Source organism: Streptomyces sp. NPDC056480, assembly GCF_042795405.1.
In the GTDB taxonomy this organism is placed as follows: domain Bacteria; phylum Actinomycetota; class Actinomycetes; order Streptomycetales; family Streptomycetaceae; genus Streptomyces.
The window spans coordinates 38,749-63,470 of sequence record NZ_JBHTSA010000047.1 but is presented as its reverse complement, the minus strand read 5'-3'; the positions used below and the strand labels follow the sequence as shown (position 1 = coordinate 63,470).

Sequence of the window (24,722 nt, the reverse complement as noted above, 5' to 3'; positions counted from 1 at the left end):
GGCCTTAGCGCTACCACGAACAGACGTTACGGGCCCCGGAGGCGATTCGCCTCCGGGGCCCTTCTCCGTTCCCCCGGTCTAGCCGAGGCGCTTGTAGTAGAGCGTGGTCGCGCGCAGGACGCCCGCCGGGTCGGCGGCGAAGTCCGGGATCGTGCCGGCGGCCGTCCAGCCCGCGCTCCGGTAGAGGCGCTCGGCCGGGCTGTCGGTCTGGGTGTCCAGGACGAGCAGGCCGAGGCCGGTGGCGGCGGCGTGGGCCTCGGCCGTGGCGAGCAGCCGGTGTCCGAGGCCTCCGCCGCGGGCCGAGCGGTGCACCAGGAGGCGGGCGATCTCGCCGCGGTGCCTGCCGTTGGCCGCGCCGCCGCGGACGAGGGTGACGACACCGGCGAGACCCCCGTCGGGGCCGTGGGCCGCCCAGACGTCCCGTACGCCCTCGGCCGCCTCCTCGGCGACGCGCTCCCACCAGGCGGCGGCCTCGGGAGCCGCGAGCGGCGCCAGGAAGCCGACGGAGGCGCCGGAGTCCACGGCGTCGACGAGGAGCGCGGCGAGACCCGCGGAGGCGTGCGCCCGCACGGCCTCGGGGCTGAGGCGCTCGATGACGTCGAACGGCTTCTCCAGGCACAGGAGGTCGGGCCGCTCGTCCCAGGAGGCGACCGTCTCGAAGCCCAGAGCGCGGTAGAGGGCCAGGGGCTCCTCGCGCCAGTTCCAGACGGTGAGGCGTACGGCGGCGGCGCCGGAGACCGCCGCGCGGCGCAGGGCCGCGGCCATGAGGGCCTTCGCGATCCCCTTGCGACGGGCCTCCGGCGCGACCCAGAGCCGCTTGATCTCGGGCGCCCGGCCCCCGTACGGGGCCTTGAGGACGACGCAGCCGGCCGGGAGGCCGTCACCGGGCGGGGTGGCGAGCAGGACCGTGTCGGCGGCGAAGGCGCCGGCCGGGTCCTCGACCTCTGCGCGGTATACGGCGGGGAGCTGGGCGACCGCCTCCACCGCCGTCCCCTTCTCGGCCTGGTTGACCAGGTGGTAGGCGGCCAGCAGGTCAGGGAGGCGGGCGTGGGAACGGTTCTCCTCGATGCGTGCAGTCATGGCCCCGAGCTTCACACCGCGATGTTTCGGGCACGTGAAGATCTTTTACCCTGGGCCCATGCGTGTACTGGTAGCGGGCGCCACGGGCGTCGTCGGTCGTCAGCTCGTGCCGCGTCTGGAGGCGGCCGGCCACGAGGTCGTGGGTCTGTCCCGGCGCGGTCCGCACCCCGTGGACGTCCTGGACGCCGGAGCGGTGCGCCGTGCGGTGGCCGAGGCGGCGCCGGACGCCGTGGTCCACCAGCTCACGGACCTGGGTGCGGCGGACGGGGCCGCGAACGACCGCGTACGGATCGAGGGCACCCGGAACCTGGTGGACGCGGCGCGCGGGGCCGGCGTCGGCCGGATCGTCGCGCAGTCGATCAGCTGGGCGTACGCCCCCGGCGACGGCCCCGCCGACGAGTCCGTACCGCTCGACCCGACGGACGAGCCGCCCCGGTCGCGGATCGTCGCCGGGGTGCGGGCCCTGGAGGACACCGTGGCCGAGCTCCCCGAGGCGGTCGTGCTGCGGTACGGGATCCTGTACGGCCCCGGCACCTGGTACGCCCCGGGCGGCGCCGTGGCCGCCGCGCTCGCCGGCGATCCGGCGGCCCGGTTCCTCGGGAGCACGGCGGCCGACGACGCGGTGAGCTCCTTCGTGCACGTCGCCGACGCGGCGGACGCTGCCGTACGGGCTCTCGCGTGGCCCTCGGGCGCGTACAACGTCGTGGACGACGAGCCCGCGCCCGGCCACGCCTGGCTGCCGGTCCTCGCGGAGGCCCTGGGGGTCCCGGCCCCGACGCGGAGCGGGGGCGGGGCGCCCTGGGCCCGGGGCGCGGTGAACGCCCGGGCCCGGGCCCTGGGCTGGGTCCCGGCCCGCCCGTCCTGGCGGACGGGCTTCGCGGACCGGGACGCGGGCTGACCCGGCCGGCCCGTTACGGGGTGTAGGACTTCGCGGCGTCCGCGACGAAGGGCTGCCGGACGGTCCGCATGCCGCCGGGGACCTTCTTGTCCGGCTGGATGATGACGGACTCGCGGGACGACGGGGCCTTGGGGTCGCCGAGGTCGTGGCTCATCCCGAAGCCGGCGTCGTAGGACGTCAGCGTCAGGAGCGCCTTGTCGACGCCGTCGCGGGTGAGGTCCTTGCTCTCGCATGCCTTCTTCAGGGCCTCGCCGAAGACGCTCGCCGCGGTCCAGCCGGCGACGATGCCGTTGTCGAGGGAGTCGCTCGGGTAGGCGGCCTTGTAGTCGGCGACGAGCTTCTTCGCGGTCGGGGTGTCCGCGCCGATGGGGAGGCTCGGCGAGGCGAACCAGTACATCTTCTCCAGGGCGGGGCCGGCCTGGGTGCCGAGGAGCTGCGGCGCGAAGGCGGAGTTGTTCCCGACGACGGGGACCTTGAGGCCGGTGGCGGCGGCGACTCCGACGAGGGAGGCGGCCTGGCGGGGGCCGGCGCTGATGACGACGGCCTTGACGCCGGCCTGCTTGAGCGCCGCGACCTGCGCCGACATGTCGTTGTCGGTGGGCTTGATCTTCTGCTCGACGACGGTCAGGCCGGCCTTCTCCGCCGCGTACTTCGAGCCCTTGAGCGCGTTCTCGCCGTAGTCGCCCTCGAAGTAGACGTGGCCGAGCTTGTCGCCCGACTTCAGGCCCTTCTCCTTGAGCAGGAAGTCGACGGCGTTGATGGTCTCGACGTCGTACGTGGCGCCGAGGACGCGGATGTACGGGGAGCCGAGCAGCGAGGCCGACCAGGCCTGCGGGAGGACGAGGCCCTTGTCCGTGGTGTCGACCCGGGGCTTGACGGCGGCGACGAACGGGGAGCCGATGAACTGGGTGTAGCCGACGACCTTCGGCTCCAGTTCGGTGTAGGCGGCGAGCGCCTTCTGCGGGTCGTAGCCGTGGTCGCGGACCGTCAGCTCCAGCTGCCGGCCGCAGATCCCGCCGGCGGCGTTGACCTGCTTCACGTACAGCTGCTGGGCCTGGGTGACGCTCTTGCCGAGGGTGGCGTACACGCCGGTCATGTCGGTGAGCGCGCCGAGCGAGATCGTCTTGTCGGTGACGCCCTCACCGGTCTTCACCCCGCCCGCGCCGGTCTGCTTGCCGTCGCCGGTCTTCGCCTTGGAGCTGCATCCGGCGGCGGTGAGGGCGACCAGTGCGGCGAGCGCGGCGGCCAGGCCCCGCACGGCCTGTCGTCGGTGGTTCATCGTGCCTCCCCTGAGGGTTCGGTGGTGGTCGGGGTGTGCATGGGGGTCTTGGGGGTGCCGGCGCTTCCGGGTCTGCCGGGCCTTCGGGCGGCCAGCCGGGCCAGGCCTCCGGGCAGGAACAGGACCACCGCGACGACGGCGGCGCCGTACAGGTAGCGCGCGGCCTCCCCCGGTGCGATGCCGCCCGTTCCCGGGGCGGAGACCAGCGGGAGCGCGTCGCTGTAGCGGTTGAGGAGCTGGGGCAGGAGGGAGACGAAGACGCCTCCGGCGACCGCTCCCGCGACCGAGCCGAGACCTCCGATGACGATCATGGCGAGGTATTCGAGGGAGAGCGCCATGCCGAAGTACTCCGGCACCGTCCGCTGGAAGACCAGGGCGAGCAGGACGCCCGCGAGGCCCGCGTACATCGAGGACAGGACGAAGACGGCGCCGCGGTAGCGGGCGACCGGGATGCCCATGACGCCGGCGGCGATCCGGTGGTCGCGGATGGCGTTCATCGCCCGTCCGGGGCGGCCCCGGAGGACGCCGCGGGCGAAGAGCACCCCGCCGAGGAGCAGCACCAGACCGAGGTACCAGAGCTTCTCCACCGCACCGAACGGCACCTGGGCGACGAGGAGTTCGGTGTCGTCGAAGGTCAGCCCGAAGAGGGAGAGCGGCGGGACCGCGCGACCGTTGAAGCCGCCCGTCAGGTCATGGGCGTTGAAGAGCACGTGCTGGCCGATGAAGATCAGCGCGAGGGTGGCGATGCCGAGGTACGCGCCCCGCAGCCGTCCCGCGATGGGGCTGAACACCCCGCCGGCCAGACCCGAGAGGGCGACGGCGAGAACGGCGGCGAGCCAGCCGGGCAGGCCGAGTCCGGCGAGCCCGTCGGCACCGTCCCCGGCGAAGGCGCAGTAGCCGTAGGCGCCGACGGCGAGGAAGAAGGCGTGCCCCATCGAGAGCTGTCCGGTGGCGCCGGTCAGCAGGTTGATGCCGATCGCGCCGATGGCGGCGGCCATCGCGAACAGGCCGGCCTGGAGCCAGAACCGGTCCAGGTAGAAGGGCAGGACGAGGAGGACGAGGCAGGCGGCGGCCCCTCCGTACACCGCGGGACTGCCGACCCGCAGGCCGCTCCGGGCGAGGGTCTCAGACACGGGCGAGCTCCTTCGTGCCGAAGAGTCCGGCCGGGCGGATCAGGAGCACCGCGACCATGACGAGATACGGGGCGAGGTCGCCGATCCCCCGGCCGAGGAACGCCAGGTCGCTCTGGTAGCCGGTGGCGAGGGACTCGGTGACGCCGACGAGGAGACCGCCCACGAGGGCGCCCGTGGTGGAGTCGAGGCCGCCGAGGATGGCGGCGGGGAAGGCCTTGAGCGCGGCGAGCGAGGTGGCCCGTTCGAGTCCCGGGGTCGGGAAGACGGTGAGGAAGAGCGCGGCGACGGCGGCGAGACCGCCGGCGACCGCCCAGGCGCCGAGCGAGACCCGGCCGAGCCGGATGCCCATGAGGGCGGCGGTCTCCTGGTTCTCGGCTGCTGCCCGCATGGCGACGCCCCAGGAGGTGTACCGGAAGGCGAGCAGGAACGCGGTGATGAGGAGGGCCGCCGCGAGCAGCGCGGCGATCCGCGTCTCCGCGATGGTGACCCCGCCGACGGTGACGACGGCGTCCCCCCACGGGTCGCCGAGGGCGAGGATGTCGGTGCCGATCCGCCGGGTCAGCTCGGTGGCGAGGAGGATGTCGACGCCGATGGTGACGATGGCGAGGACGCTGTGGTCGGTGCCCCGGTGGCGGCGCATCACGAAGAACTCGACGGCCGCGCCGACCACCGCCGCGCCCGCGATGCCGGCGAGCAGGGCGGGCCAGAAGCCGATCTCGTCGTGGAGGACGGCGGTGACGTAGCCGCCGGCGAGGAGGAGGGAGGCGTGGGCGAAGTTGACGACCTCGGTGGCCCGGAAGATGACCACGAAACCGAGGGCGATGAGGGCGTAGATCGAGCCCAGTGAGATGCCGTTGATCAGGAACTCGGCGAAGGTGCTCACGCGGCGGACTCCTCTCCGAGGTAGGCGCGGACGACCGCCGGGTCGTTCTGCACGTCGGCGGGTGCCCCGTCGGCGATCCGGCGGCCGAAGTCGAGGACGGTGACGGAGTCGGCGAGCCGCATCACCAGGCCCATGTCGTGCTCGACGAGGAGCACCGAGATGCCCAGGCTGTCGCGGACCCCGGCGATGACCGATGCGGTGCGGCGGCGCTCGTCGGCGGTCATCCCGGCGACGGGCTCGTCGAGGAGCAGCAGCTTCGGCTCCATGCAGAGGGCGCGGGCCAGTTCGGCGAGCTTCTGCTGTCCGTACGGGAGCGAGCCCGCCGGTCGTGCGAGCTGCTGCTCCAGGCCGACGAAGGCGGCGATCTCCCGGACGCGGGCGCGGTGGCGTGCCTCCTCGCGGGCGGCGGAGGGCAGGCGCAGCCCTGCGGCGACGAAGCCGGTGCGGGTCAGCCGGTGGCGGCCGAGCATCAGGCTGTCCTCGACGGTGGCGCGGGGCGGCAGGGCCAGGTTCTGGAAGATCCGGCCGACGCCGAGGTCCGCGATCCGGTGCGGGGGCAGGGCGGTCAGCTCGTGCGGGCCGAGGCGGACGGAGCCCTCGGTGGCGCGGTAGACACCGGACAGGACGTTGAAGCAGGTGGACTTCCCGGCGCCGTTGGGCCCGATGAGGGCGTGCACGGTCCCGGGCCGGACGGTGAAGCCGACGGCGTCGAGGGCGGTGAGGCCGGCGAAGCGGACGGTGAGGTCGCGGACTTCGAGGGCGGGGACGTCGGGGGCCGGGACGCCGGGGGCGGGTGGTGACGCGGGGCCGGGTGACGAGGGCGGTGTCGGCCGTGCTGTCATCGGGTTTCCTCCCAGCGGGACAGGACCGGGTGCGTGGCGCGGGCACGGGCCGCGTCGGCGGCGGCGTCCTCGTCGACCACGCCCAGATAGCGGCGGCGTACCTCGTCGGAGGCGGCGAGTTCGGCGGCCGGGCCCGAGAGGGTGACCTCGCCGACCTCCAGGACGTAGGCGCGGGAGGCGAGCCGCAGGGCGAGCGCCGCGTTCTGCTCGACGAGCAGCACCGCGGTGCCCTGGGCGTTGATCTCCCGGACGGCGTCCGCGATCCGGGCCGCCATCAGCGGGGCGAGCCCGAGCGAGGGTTCGTCGAGCAGGAGCAGGCCGGGCGAGGCCATCAGGGCGCGGCCGACGGCCAGCATCTGCTGTTCGCCGCCGGAGAGCAGCCCGGCGGGCTGGCGGGCCCGCTCCGCGAGCACCGGGAACAGCTCGTGGACCCGGCGCAGGGAGGCCGCCTTGGCCGCCCGTCCGCCGCGGCTGCCGAGCGCTCCTGCGCGCAGGTTGTCCTCGACCGTCATCCGGGCGAAGACCTGACGGCCCTCGGGCACCTGGGAGACTCCGGCCGCGACGACGCGGTCGGGCGGCAGCCCGTCGAGCGGCCGGCCGTCGCGGCGCACCGTGCCGGAGACCACGGCGCCGCCGTGGAACCGGAGGGTGCGCGAGACCGCCCGCAGCAGCGTCGACTTGCCGGCCCCGTTGGCCCCGAGGACGGTGACGACCTCACCCGCCGGCACGGTCAGCGACACCTGTCGCAAGGCGTGTACCGGTCCGTATCCCGCCGTCAGGTCCGTCACCTCGAGGGCGGGTGCGGTACCTCCCATGGTTCCCCTTTTTCCGGTGTTCCCGGCCGCTGCTTGTTACTCGGCCGTTCGATGGCGCTCACCCCAGCACCGGGCCGGACCGCGCGTCCACGGCCCGCGGCCGAATCGCTGCCGGTGACCAGCGGGCGCGCCGAAGGGCTGTGCATGCGCACAACGCTGCGCGTCAGGGCTGTGCGGAGGGGGCCGGAGCAGTGGATCCTCCGGGCATGGGACGGCGCAGACGGCGGACCGGTGACGACTGGAAGGTGCTCGCGCAGGCGTGCACGGCGCTTCTTGAGCGGGTGCCGGAGCTGGTGGACGAGCATCTGAGGGAACTCCACGCGTACGAGCCCGCCTACGGGCGGATCCTGCCGTACGACCAGCACTGGCAGGAGGCCGAGGAGGCGATACGCATCGGGATCGAGATGATCTCGGCGCCCCGGAGCTCGCCCCGGCGGGACCTGGAGCACGCGGACGAGATGGGCCGGCGGCGGGCCGCCCAGGGCATGCCGCTCGAACTGGTCGTGCACGCCTACCGGCACGCCGGACATCTCGTCTGGGACGCGCTGATCGAGGGCGCGGGGACGGACACGGCGCAGTTGGCGGCGCTGATGCAGTCGGCGACGACGGTGTGGTCGGCGGTGGACGCGCAGGCGGACACGGCGTCGGAGGCGTACCGGACGACCGAGCTCGAACTGCGCCGCCGTACGGACGAACAGCTCCAGGCGCTCCTCGACGCACTGCTCCAGGGCCAACGGTCGCCGGAGCTGGTGGCGCGGGCGGCGGCGGGCCTGGACCTGCCCGAGCAGGGGCGGTACGCGGTGGTCGTCCTGCGCTACGACCGGCGGGAGGAACGGGAGCTGTTCCACCGGCAGGTACAGGGCGAGGGCGTGCGGTTCCTGTGGCGGATGGGGGCCGACTGTGAGCTGGGCGTGGTCGCGCTCGGCGGGGACACCGGTCTGGACGCGCTGTCGGAACTCCTCGACGGTCGGTGCCCGGGCCCTGGCGGGATCAGCCCGGTGGTGGTGGGCCTGACCGAGCTGGGCCGGGCGCGACGGCTCGCCGAGCTGGCACTGCGGACGTGCCCGCCGGGGAGCCGCGAGATCGTACGGCTCGACCGGCGGATGGCGGGCGCGCTGGTGGTGGCCCAGCCGGAGGTGGCGAGCCTGCTCGTCGCGGACGTCCTGGGCGGGCTGCTGGAACTGGACCCGGCGGACCGGGCGGTGCTCCTGGAGACGCTGGACGCGTGGCTGGAGTGCGAGGGGTCGGCGGGGCGGGCGGCGGGACGGCTCTACTGCCACCGGAACACGGTCTTCAACCGGCTGCGGCGGCTGGAACAGCTGACGGCCCGGTCGCTGTCGCGACCGCGGGACCTCACGGAGATGACCCTGGCGCTGGACGCGTTCCGCTTGACGTCGCCGGGGTAGGGCGTGGCGGGCGATGCGCTCGCCGCGGGGCGACGCGCCGGGAAGCCCTCGCCCACCCCCGTGTGGGCAATCGTCCCGCAGGGCGGGACGGGTGGGCACACGGGACGGCGCCCTAGGCGGCGCCTCCGCCCCTTGCGCCTGGACCCGCACCCCGACAGTGCACCGCACCTGGGGTGCGGGTTCAGGCGCGGAAGCCTAGGCCCGGCAAAGGGCGCCGTTCCGTTGTGCCCACCCGTTCCGCCCCAGCGGAACAGATGCCCACAACGTGGGCGGCGGGGTGGGCACGGCCCCGGCAGAGCGGGCGGCCCGGGCCGGTGGGCGCCGCCCACAGCCTCGGGGCTACTTCAGGAAGTCCCGGGCGATGTTCGCCGACGCTTCCTCCAGGAGCGGGCCCGCGTTCGCCATGGACTTCGCCGGGTCCGACTCCAGCGCCGAGAGGGCGTACGCACGGCGGATCCCCGCCCTGCCCAGCGCCTCCGGCGCCAGGGCCAGGCGGCCGCAGACCGCGACGACCTCCTTGCCCGCCGCCCGCGCCGCCGCCGCGACGCCCGCCGGGGCCTTGCCGTGCAGGGTCTGCTCGTCGAGGGAGCCCTCGCCCGTGATGACGAGGGTCGCCCGCGACAGGGCGGGGGCGAAGCCCAGGACCTCCAGCATCAGCTCGATGCCGGGCCGGAAGCTCGCGCCGAGGATGAGCGCGCCGTAGCCGATGCCGCCCGCGCCGCCCGCGCCGGGGGCGACGGCCGCCTCGGCCGCCTTGGGGCCGATGGCCTTCTCCAGGACGGTGGCGAAGTGGGCGAGGGCCGCGTCGAGGGTCCGGACGTCGTCGGGCGTGGCGCCCTTCTGCGGCCCGTAGACCGCGGGGGCGCCCTTGGGCCCGGTGAGCGGGTTGTCGACGTCGCTCGCGAGGATGAGGTCGACCGAGGCGAAGCGGGGGTCGAGGCCGGTGAGGTCGGCCGTGGCGAGGTCGGCGAGGGCCGCGCCGCCGGGGCCGACGGGCGCGCCGGACGCGTCGAGGAAGCGGGCGCCGAGCGCGGCGAGCATGCCGGCGCCGCCGTCGGTGGTGGCGCTGCCGCCGACGCCGAAGACGACGGTGGTCGCGCCGGCGTCGAGCGCCGCGCGGAGCAGTTCGCCGGATCCGTACGTGGTCGCGGTCAGCGGGGCGAAGACGCCGGCCGGGAGGAGCTGGAGCCCGGAGGCCTCGGCCATCTCGACGACCGCGGTGGTGTCGCGCAGCGCGAACGCGGCGGTGACCTGCTCGCCGAGCGGCCCCGTCACCAGGACCTCGCGGCGTTCGAATCCGGCCGCGACGGCCGCCGCGACGGTGCCGTCGCCGCCGTCGGCGACGGGCAGGGTCTCCACCGTGAGCTCCGGGATCACCCGTCGCAGTCCTGCTGTGACCCGCTCCGCGACCTGCACGGCCGTGAGCGAGCCCTTGAACTTGTCGGCCGCCACGAGCACGTGAGCGACCTGAGTTGCTGCCCCGTCCGTCACCTTGCATCCCTTGCTTTCGAACGTGCAGTCGCGCCGAGGCCGACCCTATCCGTACCGCCGGACGGCGTGCCACCCCCGGATCGGCGGATATTTCGCACCATAGTGGGGTCGCATGAGTACGGAACCGATCGACCGGGCCCCTCAGGAGCAGCAGGAACGGCACAGGCCCGACGGCACGGTCATCATGATCGGGATGGCGGCGGTGGTGGCCGTGGTCGCCTGGGCGGCCCTCGGCGAGGACTCCTTCGACCGTGCCTCGTCCTCGGCCCTGCGGTGGGTGCTCGACAACTTCGCCTGGCTGTTCGTGGTGGCCGCGGACACCTTCCTGGTGCTGTGCGTGGTGATCGCGCTGAGCCGCTTCGGCCGGATCCGGCTGGGCGCGGACGACTCGGAGCCCGAGTTCACGAACGTGGCGTGGATCGCGATGATGTTCAGCGCGGGCATGGGCATCGGCCTGATGTTCTACGGGGTCGGGGAGCCCCTCACGCACTTCCTGAGCCCTCCCCCGGCGACCGGCGTCCCGGCGGGGACCGGGCCCGCGGCCCGTACGGCTCTGGAGTACTCGTTCTTCCACTGGACGCTGACCCCCTGGGCGATCTACGGCATCGCCGGCCTCGCGCTGGCGTACGCGGGTTTCCGCAAGGGCCGCGGCAACCGGCTGAGCTCCGCGTTCGTGCCGGTGATCGGGGCCCGTCGGGCGGATTCCTGGCCGGGCAGGGCGATCGATCTGCTCGCGGTGTTCGCGACGGTGTTCGGCACGGCGACGAGCCTGGGACTCGGCACCCTCCAGGTGTCCGAGGGCCTGAACCTGACGATGGGCGTGGAGGACTCCACCGCCACCCAGCTGATCATCATCGTGTCGCTCTCCGGGGCCTTCGTCCTGTCGGCCTTCTCGGGTCTGCACAAGGGCGTGAAGTGGCTGTCCACGATCAACATCGTCCTCGCGGGCTGTCTGATGCTGTTCGTCTTCCTGCTCGGCCCGACCGTGTACATCCTGGACACCATCCCGGCATCCGTCGGCGGCTATCTGCACGAGCTGCTGCCGATGGCGAGCCGTACGGGCGCGTTCACCGACCGTGAGTGGCTCGGGGCGTGGACGATCTTCTACCGGGCGTGGTGGCTGTCGTGGGCGCCGTTCGTCGGCACCTTCATCGCCCGGATCTCGCGCGGCCGCACGATCCGGGAGTTCCTGGTGGGCGTGCTGCTGGTGCCGTCCGGGGCGACGGTGGTCTGGTTCTGCGTGATGGGCGGTACGGCGATCCGGCTGGAGTCGACGGGCGCGGCGGACCTGGCGACGGCGGTGAAGGACGGGGCGGAGGCCTCGCTGTTCGCGATGCTGGAGGCGCTGCCGATCGGCACGGTCACCTCGGTCGTGGCGATGCTCCTGGTGATGACGTACTTCATCACCAGCGCGGATTCGGCCTCGCTCGTCATGGGTTCGCTGACGAGCCGGGGCTCGCTGAACCCGCCGACCTGGCTGGTGGTGACGTGGGGGGTCCTGATGGCCGCCGTGGCGGCGGTGCTGCTCGTGGCGGGCGGTCTGAAGTCGCTCCAGACGGCGACCATCCTGGTGGCGCTGCCGTTCGTGGTGGTGATGCTGGTGCTGTGCTGGGCGCTCCTGAAGGAGCTGCGCGAGGACCCCGGCGCGGGCCCGGCCCGGCAGCACGCCCTGCACGGTCTGCGGGACGCGGTGCGGACGCTGGTCGGCGAGGCGATGACGGAGCAGGGCGGCGACTCCCGTCACCGGCCGCGCGGGGCGGCGAAGGCGGGCACGGACACGGATCCTCCGGAGGGGACCGGCACCCCGCAGGGCTGACCCGGCCCCCTCGGGGCCGACCGGGAGACGCTCCGGCGCGCGGACGGCCGCCCGGTTCGGTACACCGGAGGTATGGGCCTGACACCCGGGGAGCCCCGGCGTAGGAAGCTCCCCTGTGCGGAACTCGCGGACCGTGTCCTGGGCGGCTGGACCGGCCGGATCGCCGGGAACATGCTGGGCAAGCCCGTCGAGCAGGGTGACCACTGGACCCGGGAACGCATCGACGCCTATCTGCGGCTGGCCGACGCGCTCCCGCTCACCGACTACCTGCCGCCCCCGCCGCCCGGCGCCACCGGCTTCGAGCTGCGCCCCGAGTGGCGGCGGTGCGTGCGCGGCGGGATCGACGGCAGCTGCCGGGACGACGACGTGGACTGGTCGATCCTGGGGCTGCGCGTCCTTGAGGAGTACGGCTCCGCCTTCACGACCGAGCAGGTGGGCCGGGAGTGGCTGCTGCGGATGCCGTACCTCCAGACCTTCACCGCCGAGCGGGCCGCGTACCGGAACCTCGCGAACGGGCTGCGACCGCCGCTGACGGCCACGTACGACAATCCGTACCAGGAGTGGATCGGGGCGCTGATCAGGGCCGACGTGTACGGATGGACCTGCCCGGGCGACCCGCTCCGCGCCTCCTCGCTCGCGCGCCGCGACGCGGTCCTCTCGCACACCGGGAACGGCGTGTACGGGGCGATGTGGGCGGCGGCGCTGATCGCGGCGGCCTTCACCGCGCCGGACGTCCGGTCCTCCCTGGAGGCGTCCCTGGAGCGGATCCCGGCGAGCTGCCGGCTCGCGCGGACCGTGCGGGGCACGATCGCGCTGTACGAGGCGGGCCTCGGCTGGTCGGAGACCCTCGCGGAACTCGCGGAGCGGACGGCGGGGCTGGGCTGGATCCACACCGTCCCCAACGCGGCCGTGCTGACCGCCGGACTCCTCTACGGGGAGGGGGACTTCACCCGGACCATCGCCCTGACCGTGCGCGGCGGCCTGGACACGGACTCCAACGGTGCGACGGCCGGTTCGGTGGCGGGGGTGTGGTGCGGCGCGGCCGCGATCCCGCCGCAGTGGTCGGAGCCGCTGCGGGACCGGGTGCGCAGCGCGGTCTTCGGCTTCGACGGGGTCGGCATCCGTGAACTGGCGCAGCGGACCGTGCGGTTGGCGGAGTCCTCCTGACCCCCGTCACCCGTTGCCGGTCCCCGTCAGCCCTGCGGCGGCTCCGGCGGGACGATCTCGCCGGTGCGCTGCGGTTCGTCCCGGCTGACGGCTCGTGCCTCCGTGCGGTGGCCGCGGGCGATGTAGTCGCGGACCACTGCCTCGACGGCGTCCTGGGGAATGCCGATGCCGGCCAGGACCATGACTTCCACGACGAGTTCGGCGTCGAGACCGATGTTCACCTTGGCCATGGCGGGAACGTAGCACCGGGAAACCCGCTCGCGGAGCGGTTCGGTGGTGCTTAGGGTCCTGGTATGACGATGGTCGCGATCTTCAGTGGCGCCGGTATCTCCACCGACTCGGGCATCCCCGACTACCGGGGTCCCGACGGCGTGTGGCGGAAGGACCCCGAGGCCGAGCGGCTCGTCACGTACGGGCCGTACATGGCCGATCCGGAGATCCGCCGCCGCTCGTGGCGGATGCGGCTCGACGGTCCGGTCCTGCGCGCCGAGCCGAACGTGGCGCACCGCGCGATCGCCGCGTACGAGCGGACGAGCGGGAACGCGCTGCGGGTGATCACGCAGAACGTGGACGGACTGCACCAGGCCGCCGGGGTGCCCGCCCGGAAGGTCCTCGAACTCCACGGCTCGGCACGGTCGGTGGTGTGCACGGCCTGCGACGCGCGCTCGGCGATGGCGGAGGCGCTCGACCGGGTCCGGGCCGGTGAGGACGATCCGGCGTGCCGGGCGTGCGGCGGGATCCTGAAGTCGGCGACGGTGATGTTCGGGCAGCGGCTCGATCCGGTGGTGCTCGGCGACGCCATGTCGATCGCCAAGGCCACCGGGGTGTTCGTCGTGGTCGGCAGCAGCCTCCAGGTCCAGCCGGCGGCCTCCCTCGCGGGGATCGCGGCGGAGCACGGCGCCCGGCTGATCATCGTGAACGCCGAGCCCACCCCGTACGACGCCGTCGCCGACGAGGTCGTGCGCGAACCGATCGGCACGGCGCTGCCGGCGCTCCTCGACCGGCTCCGCTAGGGAGGGGGCGGCCGGCGAGGGGGGCCGGTTCCGCTAGGGAGGCGGGCGGCCGGCGAGGGGGGGCCGGTTCCGCTAGAAGAGGGCGGCCGGTTCCGCCGTACCCGATTCGAAGGCGAGCAGCCGCTGCTTGCGGTCCAGGCCGCCGCCGTAGCCGGTGAGGCCGCCGCCCGCCCCGATCACCCGGTGGCAGGGGACGATGATGCTGACGGGGTTCTTGCCGTTGGCGAGCCCCACGGCCCGGGAGGCGCCGGGATTGCCGAGTTCCTCGGCGAGCTCGCCGTACGTCCGGGTCTCCCCGTACGGGATGCGCAGCAGACCCTCCCAGACCCGCAGCTGGAACGGTGTGCCGATCAGGTTCAACGGCAGGTCGAACGCGGTGAGTTCACCCGCGAAATAGGCGTCGAGCTGGCGGATCGTCTCCCCGAAGGGGCGCGGGTCGGGCTCGCCGAAGGTCTCCTCCGGCGGGCGGTGGCGCTGGCCGGTCATGTGGACGCGGCTGAGGACGCCGTCGACGGCGACGAGGGTCAGCGGGTCGTACGGGCTGTCCACGACGGTGTGCTGGATGGCGGGCATGGGAGGGGTCCTCACGGTCCTTTACGCGGGCAGGTGGTTGATCGGGTGGTCGTCGGTCGCCCAGAGGTACTGGACGGCGTACGCGCGCCAGGGGCGCCAGTGCGCCGCGCGGGCGGTGAGGGCGGCCGGGGTGCCGGGCAGGCCGAGCCCCTCGGCGGCGCGGCGGACGCCGAGGTCGCCGGGAAGGAAGGCGTCCGGGTCGCCGAGGGCGCGCATGGCGATGATCTCGGTGGTCCAGGGGCCGAATCCGGGCAGGGCGAGCAGCCGGGCGCGGGCCTCCTCGCGGTCGTCGGCGGGGCCGAGGGTGAGGGAGCCGTCGGCGAGCGCCCGGACCAGGGTGAGGAGGGTGGTGCGGCGGCTGCGGGGCAGGGCCAGGGTCTCGGGGTCGAGGGCGGCGAGCGCCTCGGGTCCCGGGAAGAGATGGGTGAGGCCGCCCTCGGGGTCGTCGACGGGGGTGCCGTACGCGGTGACGAGCCGGGCGGCGTGGGTGCGTGCGGCGGCGGTGGAGACCTGCTGGCCGAGGACGGCCCGGACGGCGAACTCGGCGGGGTCGACGGTCCCGGGCACCCGTCGGCCGGGGGCGGCGTCGACGATCGGCGCGAGCCGCGGGTCGGCGCGCAGTCTCTCGTCGACGGCGACGGGGTCGGCGTCGAGGTCGAGGAGCCGGCGGCAGCGGCTGATGGCGTGGGTGAGGTCACGGGGGTCGGTGAGGGAGAGCCGGCAGGCGATGTGGTCGGCGCGGGGGGCGAGGCCGACGATGCCGTGTCCGTACGGGAGGGCGAGGGTCCGGCGGTAGGCGCCGTCGCGCCACTCCTCCACGCCGGGGACGGCGGTCGCGGCGAGGTGGCCGAAGAGGTTGGAGGGTTCCAGCGGGGTGCGGAAGGGCAGCCGGAGGCTGATCACCCCGGGGGTGGGTGTCCGGCCGGCGGCGGGGCGGGCGGCGCGGGCGCGGAGCTCGCCCGGGGTGAGGGCGAAGACCTCGCGGACGGTGTCGTTGAAGGTGCGGATCGAGGCGAAACCGGCCGCGAAGGCGATCTCGCCGAGCGGCATCGGGGTCGTCTCGATGAGGACCCGGGCGGTCTGGGCGCGCTGGGCGCGGGCCAGGGCGAGCGGCCCCGCGCCGAGCTCGGCGAGGAGCTGGCGCTCGATCTGGCGGGTGGACCAGCCGAGCCGCCGGGCGAGCCCGGGCACGCCCTCGCGGTCGACGACGCCGTCCTGGATGAGGCGGACGGCGCGGGCGACGGCGTCGGCTCGGACGTTCCACTCGGGCGAGCCGGGGCTGGTGTCGGGACGGCACCGCTTGCAGGCCCGGAAGCCGGCGCGCTGGCAGGAGGCGGCGCTGGCGTGGAACTCCATGTTCTCGGGCTTGGGCGGGACGACCGGGCAGCTGGGCCGGCAGTAGATCCGGGTGGTGCGGACGGCGGTGAAGAACACGCCGTCGAAGCGGGCGTCCTTCGACTGGACGGCCCGTACGCAGCGCTCGGTGTCGGTGTGCATGAGTCCAGGATCGGGGACGAACGGCTCGCGGGCTGGCGAGAAAACGACATGGACGTCGACGCGCCCGAGGTCCGGCCCCGACCGGAAGGCCCCAGCGCGAGGTCAGACCACGACCGACCGGAAGTGGGTGGTCAGCCTGCCGTCGTCCCCCAGGACGTGGAAGGCGAGCGCCGGCGGCTGGTCGAGGTGGATGTGCGGATGCGTCACGGGGCGCTCCCAGGGGAGGCGGATCGAGGAGACGACTCCGGGCGCGACGAGCAGCGGGCGCCCGGCGAAGGTCGTGGCGGCGGCGGTGTGGACATGGCCCGCGAGGAAGGCCGTCAGGTGCGGGTGCCGGTCGGCGAGCGCGGCGAGCCGCTCCTGGCCGAACTGCCGGATCTCGTCCACGTACGGGGTGTGCAGAGGGACCGGCGGGTGGTGGAAGCCGACGAGGACGGGTACGTCGCGCGGTGTGGCGTCGAGGACGCCGTCCAGCCACTCCAGGGTCTCGTCCTCCAGATACCCGTCGTGCTTGCCGGGCACGGACGAGTCGCAGAGGGCGATCACGAAGCCCTCGCCCCGGAGCAGCTGGTTGACGGGGGCGTACGGGCGCGGTCCGGTCGTCCCGGGGAGGAGGACCTTCCGGAGGACGGCCCGGTCGTCGTGGTTCCCCGGGCAGACCAGGAGGGGATGACGGGAGGTGAGCAACTCCCGTACGCGGGCGTACTCGTCCGGGGCCGCGTGGTCGGCGAGGTCGCCGGTGACGACCACGGCCGCCAGGTCGTACGGCAGTTCCTCCAGGTAGCGCATGACCGCGCCGGTGCGGTCGGCGCTGCGCTGCTCCAGGTCGACATGGATGTCGCTGACATGAGCGATGACGATCACGTGGCTCGGTCCTCCGTCGGTCGGGCGGGCGGATGCCCACCCGACCGTACGGTGATCGCGGTCCGTGCCGTAAGGGCCGCTTCCTGAGCCGTGGCCCGGGCGGCCCGGGCGGTGGCCTGAGCCCCCCCGAGCCGTGGCCCGCGCGCCCCGGGTCGTGGCCCGGTCCGGGCGCGGCCGCTACTCGAACCGCGTGGTGTCGCCCGCGCCGTGGCGCAGGACCTCGGGCTCGCCGCTGGAGAAGTCGACGACGGTGGTGGGTTCGGTGCCGCAGTCGCCGGAGTCGAGGACCGCGTCCACCAGGTGGTCGAGCCGCTCCTTGATCTCCCAGCCCTGTGTCAGCGGTTCCGCCTCGTCGGGCAGCAGCAGGGTGCTGGAGAGCAGGGGCTCGCCGAGCTCGGCGAGGAGGGCCTGGGTGACGACGTGGTCGGGGATGCGGACGCCGACCGTCTTCTTCTTGGGGTGGAGGAGCGCCCGGGGCACCTCCTTCGTCGCGGGCAGGATGAAGGTGTACGGGCCGGGGGTCGCCGCCTTGACCGCGCGGAAGACGTCGTTGTCGATGTGCACGAGCTGGCCCAGCTGGGCGAAGTTCTGGCACATGAGCGTGAAGTGATGCCGGTCGTCGAGGTCGCGGATCGCCCGGATGCGGCTGATGCCGTCCTTGGATCCGAGTCGGCTGCCCAGCGCGTAGCAGGAGTCGGTCGGGTACGCGACGAGCGCACCGTTCCGGATGCTGTCGGCCACCGTGCCGATGGTGCGCGGCTGGGGGTTGTCGGGGTGCACGTCGAAGTACTTCGCCATGCGGGCAGTCTAATTTTCTCGGGCGGAGGCGCGCAGCAGGCGCCAGACGGCCTTCGCCGCGTTGTGCCCGGACATGCCGTGGACGCCGGGCCCGGGCGGGGTGGCGGAGGAGCAGAGGAAGACCGCAGGGTGCGGGGTGGCGTAGGGCCGGAGCGAGAGCGTGGGGCGCAGCACGAGCTGGAGGCCGTCGGCGGCGCCGCAGGCGATGTCGCCGCCGATGTAGTTGGCGTTGCGCTCGGCGAGTTGGGGCGGTCCCGCGGTGGCGCGGGCCAGGACGCGGTCGCGGAAGCCGGGGGCGAAGCGCTCGATCTGGCGCTCGACGGCGTCGGTGAGGTCGCCCTGCCAGCCGTTCGGAACGTGGCCGTAGGCCCAGAACACGTGCTTGCCCTCGGGGGCGCGGGAGGGGTCGACGACGCTGGGCTGGGCGGTGATGAGGAAGGGCGCGTCGGGCGCGGTGCCGGTGGACGCCTGGCGCAGGGCGGTGTCGATCTCGCCGGCGGTGGGGCCGATCTGCACGGTTCCGGCGCGTCGGGCCGCCTCGGCGGTCCACGGGACGGGGCCGTCCAGGGCGTAGTCGATCTTGAAGGCGGCGGCGCCGTACCGGTAGTGGTCGTAGTGGCCGCCGAAGCCGGCGATCCGGGCGAGGGCCCTCGGCGAGGTGTCGAAGACGTAGGCGCGGGCGGGCGGCAGGTCGTCGAGCCGCTTGACCTCGAAGTCGGTGTGGACGGAGCCGCCGAGGTCCTTGAGGTACGCGGTGAGGGCGTCGGAGATCGACTGCGAGCCGCCCCGGGGCACGGGCCAGCCGCCGGCGTGGGCGGCGAGCGCGAAGACCAGGCCGACGGCGCCGGTGGCGAAGCCGCTGAGCGGGGCCATGACATGGGCGACGAGCCCGGCGAACAGCCCCCGCGCCTTCTCGTCCTGGAAGCGGCGCATCAGCCAGGTGGACGGCGGCAGTCCCGCGAGGCCGAAACGGGCCAGGGTGACCGGGTCGCGGGGCAGCGCGGTGAGCGGCAGCTGCATGAAGTCCCGGGCGAGGGTGTCCCACTTGCCGGTGAAGGGGGCGACGAGCCTGCGGTACGCGCCCGCGTCGCGCGGCCCGAAGGAGGCGGCGGTCTCGGCGACCGAGCGGGCGAGGACGGCGGCGGTGCCGTCGTCCCAGGGGTGGGCCATGGGCAGTTCGGGGTGGAGCCACTCAAGTCCGTACCGCTTCAGGGGCATCGTCCCGAAGACCGGCGATCCGGCCCCGAGGGGATGCACCGCCGAGCAGGGGTCGTGGCGGAAGCCGGGGAGGGTGAGCTCCTCGGTCCTGGCGCCCCCGCCGACGGTCGGCTTCGCCTCGAAGACGGCCACGGAGAAGCCGCGGCGGGCCAGTTCGACCGCGGCGGTCAGTCCGTTGGGCCCCGCCCCCACGACGACGGCATCGAGCATCGACGTCACCTTCGACACCTTCGGACTCCTTCGTCAGCCGATGGCCAAGGGTCCCAGGATAGGCCGGTGGCTCCCGGGCCCTCACTGCCCCCTGAGGAGGGTGAGGATCCGGTCTGCGGTCGCCGCGTCCCGGGCCGCGGTGAACGGCAGCACGTTCCCGCCGGTGATCCTGAAGGGCTCGCCCGCGAGGGTCGTGTGCGTCCCGCCCGCCTCGGTGACGAGCAGCAGCCCGGCCGCGTGGTCCCACGCGTACTCCCAGGAGAACGCCGTGGCGGCGAGCGCGCCGCGCGCCACGGCGAGGTACTCCAGTCCGGCGGAGCCGCAGGGCCGGGGGGCGACGCCCTCGGCGACCAGGCCGAGCAGGGCGCGCTTCTGGTCCTGGGTGGTGTAGTCGGGGTGCGAGGTGGCGACCTCGAGGACCTCGCCGGGGGCGGGGGAACCGGCGTGCAGCGGCTGCCCGTTGAGCGTGGCGCCGCGGCCCCGTACGGCCACGGCGAACTCGTCGAGGGCGGGTGCGTACGTCCAGGAGGCGAGCAGCTCGCCGTGCCGGGCCAGCGCGACGAGGGTGCAGAAGCCGGGATCGCCGTGGACGAACTGGCGGGTGCCGTCGACGGGGTCGACGATCCAGACGGGTGCGTCGCCGCGCAGGGCGTCGTAGACGGCGGGGTCGGCGTGGACCGCTTCCTCGCCGACCACCACCGAGCCGGGGAGCAGGGCGGTCAGGGACTCCGTGAGGTGGGCCTCGGCGGCCCGGTCGGCGACGGTGACCAGGTCGTGCGGACCGTTCTTCTCGACGATGTCGTCGGCGGCGAGCTGCCGGAAGCGCGGCATGATCTCGGCGGCGGCCGCCTTGCGGACCGCCTCCTCCACCTCGGTCGTACGGCCGGCCAGGACAAGGTCAAGGAACTCTTCACTCATGCGTCCAGCTAAGCACGGGGCGCTGACAACCGGACCGGCGGATTTGTCACCCTCTGTTTCCCCGGGGAGTACCCTTTGGCCGAGTTCACCCCTTACATACAGGGAGGGTTCCGTGCACGGCGCGTACCACGGTGAGTACAAGGTTCCCGGCGGCAAGCTGGTGGTCGTCGACCTCGACGCCGAGGACGGGATCCTGCGGAACGTCCGGGTCGCGGGCGACTTCTTCCTCGAACCGGACGAGGCGATCCTGGCGATCGACCGGGCCCTGGAGGGCGCGCCGGCCGACACGGACGCGTCCGGTCTCGCGGCACGCATCGACGCGGCACTGCCGCCGGGCACGCGGATGTTCGGGCTGACCGCGGAGGGCGTCGGGGTCGCGGTCCGCCGGGCGCTCGCCCACGCCACGGACTGGACCGACTACGACTGGCAGCTGATCCACGAGCCGCCGCAGTCCCCCGCCCTGCACATGGCGCTCGACGAGGTGATCACGGCCGAGGTGGCCGCGGGCCGCCGGCCGCCGACCCTGCGGGTCTGGGAGTGGGGCGCCCCCGCGGTGGTGATCGGCAGCTTCCAGTCCCTCCGCAACGAGGTCGACCCGGAGGCGGCCGAACGGCACGGCATCCAGGTGGTGCGCCGGATCAGCGGCGGCGGGGCCATGTTCATCGAGCCCGGCAACACGATCACGTACTCGCTGTCGGTGCCCGACGCCCTCGTGCAGGGCCTGTCCTTCACCGACAGCTACGCCTATCTCGACGACTGGGTGCTCGGCGCGCTCGGCGACATGGGCATCCGCGCCTGGTACCAACCGCTCAACGACATCGCCACGGACGCCGGCAAGATCGCGGGCGCGGCGCAGAAGCGGATGGTGACGGGCCACGGGGCGGTGCTGCACCACGTGACGATGGCGTACGACATCGACGCCGACAAGATGACGGAGGTGCTGCGGATCGGCCGCGAGAAGCTCTCCGACAAGGGCACGAGGAGCGCGAAGAAGCGGGTCGACCCGCTGCGGCGGCAGACCGGCCTGCCGCGCGAGACGGTGATCGACCGGATGATCGCCTCCTTCCGGGGCCGGTACGGCCTGTCGGAGGGCCATGTCACGGAGGACGAGCTGACGCGGGCGAAGGAGCTCGCCGAGACGAAGTTCGGGACGGCGGAGTGGACGGGGCGGGTGCCGTAGCCGCGGCGCTGGGCGCGGGCCCCGCGCCGTCCAGGCGGGCCCGCTGCGTAGGCTGGCGGCATGCGCGTCGAGGGGCCGGTGAAGCCGGAGTTGAGGATGGAGTGCGCCGACGGGCGGCGCCTGGTGCTGATGCAGGGCGCCACCCCCGTGCTCTTCGCCCGGCAGCGGTCCACCCACCGTGGCCTGCACTACGCGCGCACCGGCCGGTACGCCTCCCCGTTCGCCCCGCTGCGGGCCGAACGGGCGCGTGCGGTCGCGGAGTTCGCGGCGCCGGGGTCGGCGGAGTGGTCGGAGCGCTGGGCCGCGCACGCGGAGGCGCAGCTGCGCGGAGCCGCCGAGGGGCCGCTCCACACGGGCGACTGGCTGCTGCTCCCGGATGTCCACCGGTGGTTCAACGCCGTCAACTGGCCCAAGCTCCTGGCCCACGACCCGGACCGGGGGCATCTGACCTGGTTCGGATACGGGGATCCGGTGGAGGACGCGCGCGACCTGCTGCCGCTGCGGGCGCTGTCGGACCCCGAGGCGCCGCGGGTGAAGGCGTACCGTCGGCAGTACCGGGAGGGTGTCCTGCCGCCGGTGTTCGCCTGGTGGCTCAGCGGGCTCCACTCCCCCGTCGTGCTCGACGGCCACGACCGCGTGACGGCGGCGCTCGCAGAGGGCGGGCGACCGGAGGTGCTGATCCTTTCGCGGGCGGTCGTGGACGCCAGGTGGGTGGCGATCCTCTCCGCCCGTCCTGTGGAGGAGTACGAGAAGCGGGTCGCCGCCCTGGAGGGGCCGCTCGCCGCGGCGCGGATCGCGCACCAGAGCCGCAGTCTCGCCGACGACCTGACCGCGATCATCAGCGGGTACGACCGCACCCTGGCCTGGCCCTTCCCCGGCGGTGCCGCCGCCTGGGACGCGGCCGCGGCGACGCACGTCCCCGGCTGGTCCCCGGACGCGGACCGCTGACGCGTCGGGCCGCCGCGTCGCACGGCCGTCGGCGTACCGGTCACGGCACAGGTCACCGGTCCGGCCCCGTGCGCAGGTGACCCCGTCCGGCCCGCGTCGTTGAGCCCGTGCGGGCCGGGAACGGCGTGCGGTGGACGTGCGGAAACGTCTCCGCACACCGGCGGCCCCGGGAACACGGCGTCGAGGGTACGGAGATCAGGTGGCACGGGCGAAGAGGTTGCTTGCGGCGGTCGCGGGCGCGGTGCTCACGGTGAGCCCTCTGGGGATCGCACCGCCCGCGCAGGCGGTGGTCGGCGGACAGGAGGCGCGGCCCCACCAGTACCCCTTCATGGCGGGACTCGTGGACGTCCTCGAACGGCGCGTGATGTGCGGTGGGGCGCTGATCGGCGACCGGTACGTCCTCACCGCCGCCCACTGTCTGACGGGCTCGTACAGCGATCCCACGCGGGTGGGCGTCCTGCTCGGCGACCACGACCTGACGACCGGGTCCGACAGCCCCCACGCGGTCCTGGCCCCGCCCGCCCGCTTCGTCCCTCACCCGGACTACGACCCCGGCACCCAGCGGAACGACATCGCCCTGGTCGAGCTCGCCGAGCCGCTCGCCCTCAACCGCGACGTGCGCCCGATCGCACTCCCCGTGACGTCCGCCCCCGGCGGCGTCGACGGCGCCCAGGTCGAGGTGCCGGGCTGGGGCACCACCTCGTTCGGCGGACGCCCGTCCGACGTCCTGCGGACCGTGGCCCTCTCCACGATGAGCAACTCGGCCTGCGCGAGCAGGGGGATGGCACAGATCGCACCCACCCAGATCTGCACGTACGCCCCCGGGCGCGACACCTGCCAGTACGACTCCGGCGGCCCGCTGGTGCGGGTGGTCCGGGGGCGGCCGTACGTCGTCGGTCTGGTGTCCTACGGCAAGGAGTGCGCCACCGACACTCCCGCCGTGAACACCCGCGTGCGGTCCTATCTCAGCTGGATCGAACGGACGACCGGCCGGCCGGCCCGCGCCTCATGAGGGCGGTGTAGAGGAGCAGGGAGGCGGCGAGGCCGACGGCCCAGCCGTAGTCGGACAGGGGTTTGAGGAAGGGGATCAGACCGTCCTCGGGGAAGGGGCCGGCGCCCGGGGCCGAGTGGGAGCCGCCGACGGCGAGGACGCCGCCGACCAGGAAGGCGAGCACGGCGGCCGGGTTCCAGCCGCCCCGGTACCAGTAGGGTCCGTCGGCCCGGTAGAGCCCCGCCAGGTCGAGGACCGTACGGCGGACGAGCCAGTAGTCGGCGATCAGGATGCCCGCGACCGTACCGAGGAGACCGCCGACCAGGCCGAGCCAGGTGAAGATGTACAGCTCGGGGGTGGCGGTGAGCTTCCACGGCATGATGAGCACGCCGACGACTCCGGTGATCAGCGCGCCCGTACGGAAGTCGATCAGTTTCGGGGCGAGGTTGGCGAGGTCGTACGCCGGAGAGACGACGTTCGCCGCGATGTTCACCGACAGGGTGGCGACCAGCACCGTCACCAGGGCGAAGAGCAGTCCGAAGACGTTGTCGGTCTTGGCCGCCAGGGCCACCGGGTCCCAGACGGGCGCGCCGTACACGGCCTGCGAGCCGGAGGTGACGAGCACCGAGAGCAGCGCGAACAAGGTCATGGTGGTCGGGAGTCCGAGGGCCTGGCCGAGGACCTGGGAGCGCTGGCCGGCGCCGAAGCGGGTGAAGTCGGGGATGTTGAGGCTGAGCGTCGCCCAGAAGGCGATCATGCCCATGAGGGCGGGGAAGAAGACGGGCCAGAAGTCGGCGCCCCAGCCGAGCTTCGACGGCTGGTCGAGCAGGGGGCCGAGGCCGCCGGCCTTGACGGCGATCCAGCCGAGGAGGACGAGCGCGCCGACGATGACGAAGGGCGCGGCCCAGTTCTCGAAGCGGCGCAGCGCCTCCATCCCCCGGTAGATGATGGCGAGTTCGAGGGCCCAGAAGAGGGCGAAGCAGAGCCAGAGGGTCCAGGGCTGACCGCCGATCCTCGACGCGTCCGCCCAGTCGCCGCCGAAGACCTTGTCGAGCAGGACGAAGATGCCCTGGCCGCCGATCCAGGTCTGGATGCCGAACCAGGCGCAGGCGACCCCGGCCCGGATGAGTGCGGGCAGGTTCGCGCCGCGCAGTCCGAAGGAGGCGCGGGCGAGGACGGGGAAGGGGATGCCGTACTTGGGTCCTGCGTGCCCGGTGAGCAGCATCGGCAGGAGGACGACGACGTTGGCGAGGGCGATGGTGAGCACCGCCTGCTTCCAGTCCATGCCGAGGGCGACGAGACCGGAGGCGAGCATCCAGGAGGGGATGTTGTGGGCCATGCCCACCCAGAGGGCGGCGAAGTTGTAGGTGGTCCAGCGGCGTTGGGAGACGGGGACGGGGAGCAGGTCCTCGTTGACGAAGCGGGGGTCGTCGGGGGTGGTGCCGGGGCCGAGCTCGACGCGGCCGCCGGGTGCGGCGGGTCCGGAGGGGCCCGCGGATCTTTCCGGGGGGACGGTTGCGGTCATACGGAGGAACCCTTCGTTCGGCGGGGAGGACGGAACGAGGTGTCGCCCGGGGAGGGGCGAGGGGTGCCAGGCCGGAGCGGCTCCTTCGTGCTCGGTCAAGGACCACGTGCGGCCGAGGAGTCGGGGAGCGATTCTTCCACTCGACGTGGGACGCGGGTAGACCCCCGTCACCACGTC

The 24,722-nt window shown here is 73.8% G+C and carries 23 protein-coding genes; 8 read left to right on the top strand and 15 right to left on the bottom strand.

Going from position 1 to position 24,722, the window contains the following annotated elements; all coding sequences use genetic code 11:
- Window positions 1-78: 78 nt before the first annotated feature.
- Window positions 79-1,080, bottom strand: coding sequence for a GNAT family N-acetyltransferase (locus ACFQ79_RS21575; RefSeq protein WP_383585855.1), 1,002 nt, complete (start codon window positions 1,078-1,080; stop codon window positions 79-81).
- Between the two features lie 58 nt (window positions 1,081-1,138).
- On the opposite strand from ACFQ79_RS21575, the gene ACFQ79_RS21570 reads away from it, so the two are divergent.
- Entirely contained in the window at window positions 1,139-1,978 is an 840-nt protein-coding gene (locus ACFQ79_RS21570; protein WP_383585853.1) for an NAD-dependent epimerase/dehydratase family protein, read from the top strand.
- A gap of 13 nt (window positions 1,979-1,991) precedes the next feature.
- Here ACFQ79_RS21570 and ACFQ79_RS21565 read toward each other — a convergent pair whose 3' ends face one another.
- Genes ACFQ79_RS21565 through ACFQ79_RS21545 form a run of 5 tightly spaced genes read right to left on the bottom strand, consistent with a single transcriptional unit; the run spans window position 1,992 to window position 6,930 of the window.
- Window positions 1,992-3,257, bottom strand: coding sequence for an ABC transporter substrate-binding protein (locus ACFQ79_RS21565; protein WP_383585851.1), 1,266 nt, complete (start codon window positions 3,255-3,257; stop codon window positions 1,992-1,994).
- Entirely contained in the window at window positions 3,254-4,390 is a 1,137-nt protein-coding gene (locus ACFQ79_RS21560; RefSeq protein WP_383585849.1) for a branched-chain amino acid ABC transporter permease, read from the bottom strand. Before ACFQ79_RS21560 ends, ACFQ79_RS21565 begins: the two co-directional genes overlap by 4 nt.
- A complete protein-coding gene (locus tag ACFQ79_RS21555; protein ID WP_383585847.1) occupies window positions 4,383-5,273 on the bottom strand; it encodes a branched-chain amino acid ABC transporter permease in 891 nt (296 codons plus the stop codon). Before ACFQ79_RS21555 ends, ACFQ79_RS21560 begins: the two co-directional genes overlap by 8 nt.
- The gene (locus ACFQ79_RS21550) at window positions 5,270-6,115 is read right to left on the bottom strand and encodes an ABC transporter ATP-binding protein (protein ID WP_383585845.1); all 846 of its coding nucleotides are present in this window, start codon (window positions 6,113-6,115) and stop codon (window positions 5,270-5,272) included. Before ACFQ79_RS21550 ends, ACFQ79_RS21555 begins: the two co-directional genes overlap by 4 nt.
- Window positions 6,112-6,930, bottom strand: a complete 819-nt coding sequence (locus ACFQ79_RS21545) for an ABC transporter ATP-binding protein (protein WP_383585843.1) — start codon at window positions 6,928-6,930, stop codon at window positions 6,112-6,114. Before ACFQ79_RS21545 ends, ACFQ79_RS21550 begins: the two co-directional genes overlap by 4 nt.
- 206 nt (window positions 6,931-7,136) lie before the next feature.
- Here ACFQ79_RS21545 and ACFQ79_RS21540 point away from each other — a divergent pair, with 206 nt between their 5' ends.
- Entirely contained in the window at window positions 7,137-8,336 is a 1,200-nt protein-coding gene (locus tag ACFQ79_RS21540; RefSeq protein ID WP_383585841.1) for a PucR family transcriptional regulator, read from the top strand.
- Window positions 8,337-8,675: 339 nt separating this feature from the next.
- On the opposite strand, the gene ACFQ79_RS21535 is transcribed toward ACFQ79_RS21540, so the two are convergent.
- Complete coding sequence (locus tag ACFQ79_RS21535) at window positions 8,676-9,827, bottom strand: glycerate kinase (RefSeq protein ID WP_383585839.1); 1,152 nt, start codon at window positions 9,825-9,827, stop codon at window positions 8,676-8,678.
- Window positions 9,828-9,939: 112 nt separating this feature from the next.
- Here ACFQ79_RS21535 and ACFQ79_RS21530 point away from each other — a divergent pair, with 112 nt between their 5' ends.
- A complete protein-coding gene (locus tag ACFQ79_RS21530; RefSeq protein WP_383585837.1) occupies window positions 9,940-11,643 on the top strand; it encodes a BCCT family transporter in 1,704 nt (567 codons plus the stop codon).
- Window positions 11,644-11,715: 72 nt separating this feature from the next.
- Window positions 11,716-12,810, top strand: coding sequence for an ADP-ribosylglycohydrolase family protein (locus tag ACFQ79_RS21525; RefSeq protein WP_383585835.1), 1,095 nt, complete (start codon window positions 11,716-11,718; stop codon window positions 12,808-12,810).
- Window positions 12,811-12,836: 26 nt separating this feature from the next.
- Here ACFQ79_RS21525 and ACFQ79_RS21520 read toward each other — a convergent pair whose 3' ends face one another.
- Window positions 12,837-13,040 (bottom strand): DUF2191 domain-containing protein, encoded by a 204-nt coding sequence (locus tag ACFQ79_RS21520; RefSeq protein ID WP_383585833.1) that lies wholly within the window; start codon window positions 13,038-13,040, stop codon window positions 12,837-12,839.
- A gap of 63 nt (window positions 13,041-13,103) precedes the next feature.
- Here ACFQ79_RS21520 and ACFQ79_RS21515 point away from each other — a divergent pair, with 63 nt between their 5' ends.
- On the top strand, window positions 13,104-13,823 hold the full coding sequence (locus tag ACFQ79_RS21515; RefSeq protein ID WP_383585831.1) for an NAD-dependent deacetylase: 720 nt from the start codon (window positions 13,104-13,106) through the stop codon (window positions 13,821-13,823).
- Window positions 13,824-13,895: 72 nt separating this feature from the next.
- Here ACFQ79_RS21515 and ACFQ79_RS21510 read toward each other — a convergent pair whose 3' ends face one another.
- The 6 genes from ACFQ79_RS21510 to ACFQ79_RS21485 form a co-directional block, all read right to left on the bottom strand.
- The gene (locus ACFQ79_RS21510; protein ID WP_383585829.1) at window positions 13,896-14,396 is read right to left on the bottom strand and encodes a methylated-DNA--[protein]-cysteine S-methyltransferase; all 501 of its coding nucleotides are present in this window, start codon (window positions 14,394-14,396) and stop codon (window positions 13,896-13,898) included.
- 21 nt (window positions 14,397-14,417) lie between these two features.
- Window positions 14,418-15,893: an AlkA N-terminal domain-containing protein gene (locus ACFQ79_RS21505; protein ID WP_383585827.1), complete on the bottom strand. Its 1,476-nt coding sequence runs from the start codon at window positions 15,891-15,893 to the stop codon at window positions 14,418-14,420.
- Window positions 15,894-15,995: 102 nt separating this feature from the next.
- Window positions 15,996-16,757, bottom strand: coding sequence for a metallophosphoesterase (locus tag ACFQ79_RS21500; protein WP_383585825.1), 762 nt, complete (start codon window positions 16,755-16,757; stop codon window positions 15,996-15,998).
- Between the two features lie 177 nt (window positions 16,758-16,934).
- Window positions 16,935-17,555, bottom strand: coding sequence for an L-threonylcarbamoyladenylate synthase (locus ACFQ79_RS21495; protein ID WP_383585823.1), 621 nt, complete (start codon window positions 17,553-17,555; stop codon window positions 16,935-16,937).
- Window positions 17,556-17,564: 9 nt separating this feature from the next.
- A complete protein-coding gene (locus ACFQ79_RS21490; RefSeq protein ID WP_383585857.1) occupies window positions 17,565-18,992 on the bottom strand; it encodes a phytoene desaturase family protein in 1,428 nt (475 codons plus the stop codon).
- 72 nt (window positions 18,993-19,064) lie between these two features.
- Window positions 19,065-19,901, bottom strand: coding sequence for an inositol monophosphatase family protein (locus ACFQ79_RS21485; protein WP_383585820.1), 837 nt, complete (start codon window positions 19,899-19,901; stop codon window positions 19,065-19,067).
- A gap of 112 nt (window positions 19,902-20,013) precedes the next feature.
- On the opposite strand from ACFQ79_RS21485, the gene ACFQ79_RS21480 reads away from it, so the two are divergent.
- From ACFQ79_RS21480 to ACFQ79_RS21470, 3 genes are all read left to right on the top strand, one after another.
- On the top strand, window positions 20,014-21,081 hold the full coding sequence (locus ACFQ79_RS21480) for a biotin/lipoate A/B protein ligase family protein (protein WP_383585818.1): 1,068 nt from the start codon (window positions 20,014-20,016) through the stop codon (window positions 21,079-21,081).
- Window positions 21,082-21,141: 60 nt separating this feature from the next.
- Window positions 21,142-22,029, top strand: coding sequence for a hypothetical protein (locus tag ACFQ79_RS21475; protein WP_383585816.1), 888 nt, complete (start codon window positions 21,142-21,144; stop codon window positions 22,027-22,029).
- Between the two features lie 199 nt (window positions 22,030-22,228).
- Window positions 22,229-23,041, top strand: a complete 813-nt coding sequence (locus ACFQ79_RS21470) for a serine protease (protein ID WP_383585814.1) — start codon at window positions 22,229-22,231, stop codon at window positions 23,039-23,041.
- Here ACFQ79_RS21470 and ACFQ79_RS21465 read toward each other — a convergent pair.
- The gene (locus ACFQ79_RS21465) at window positions 22,995-24,545 is read right to left on the bottom strand and encodes an NCS1 family nucleobase:cation symporter-1 (protein WP_383585812.1); all 1,551 of its coding nucleotides are present in this window, start codon (window positions 24,543-24,545) and stop codon (window positions 22,995-22,997) included. The two genes, ACFQ79_RS21470 and ACFQ79_RS21465, sit on opposite strands and share 47 nt — an antisense overlap.
- Window positions 24,546-24,722: the final 177 nt, after the last annotated feature.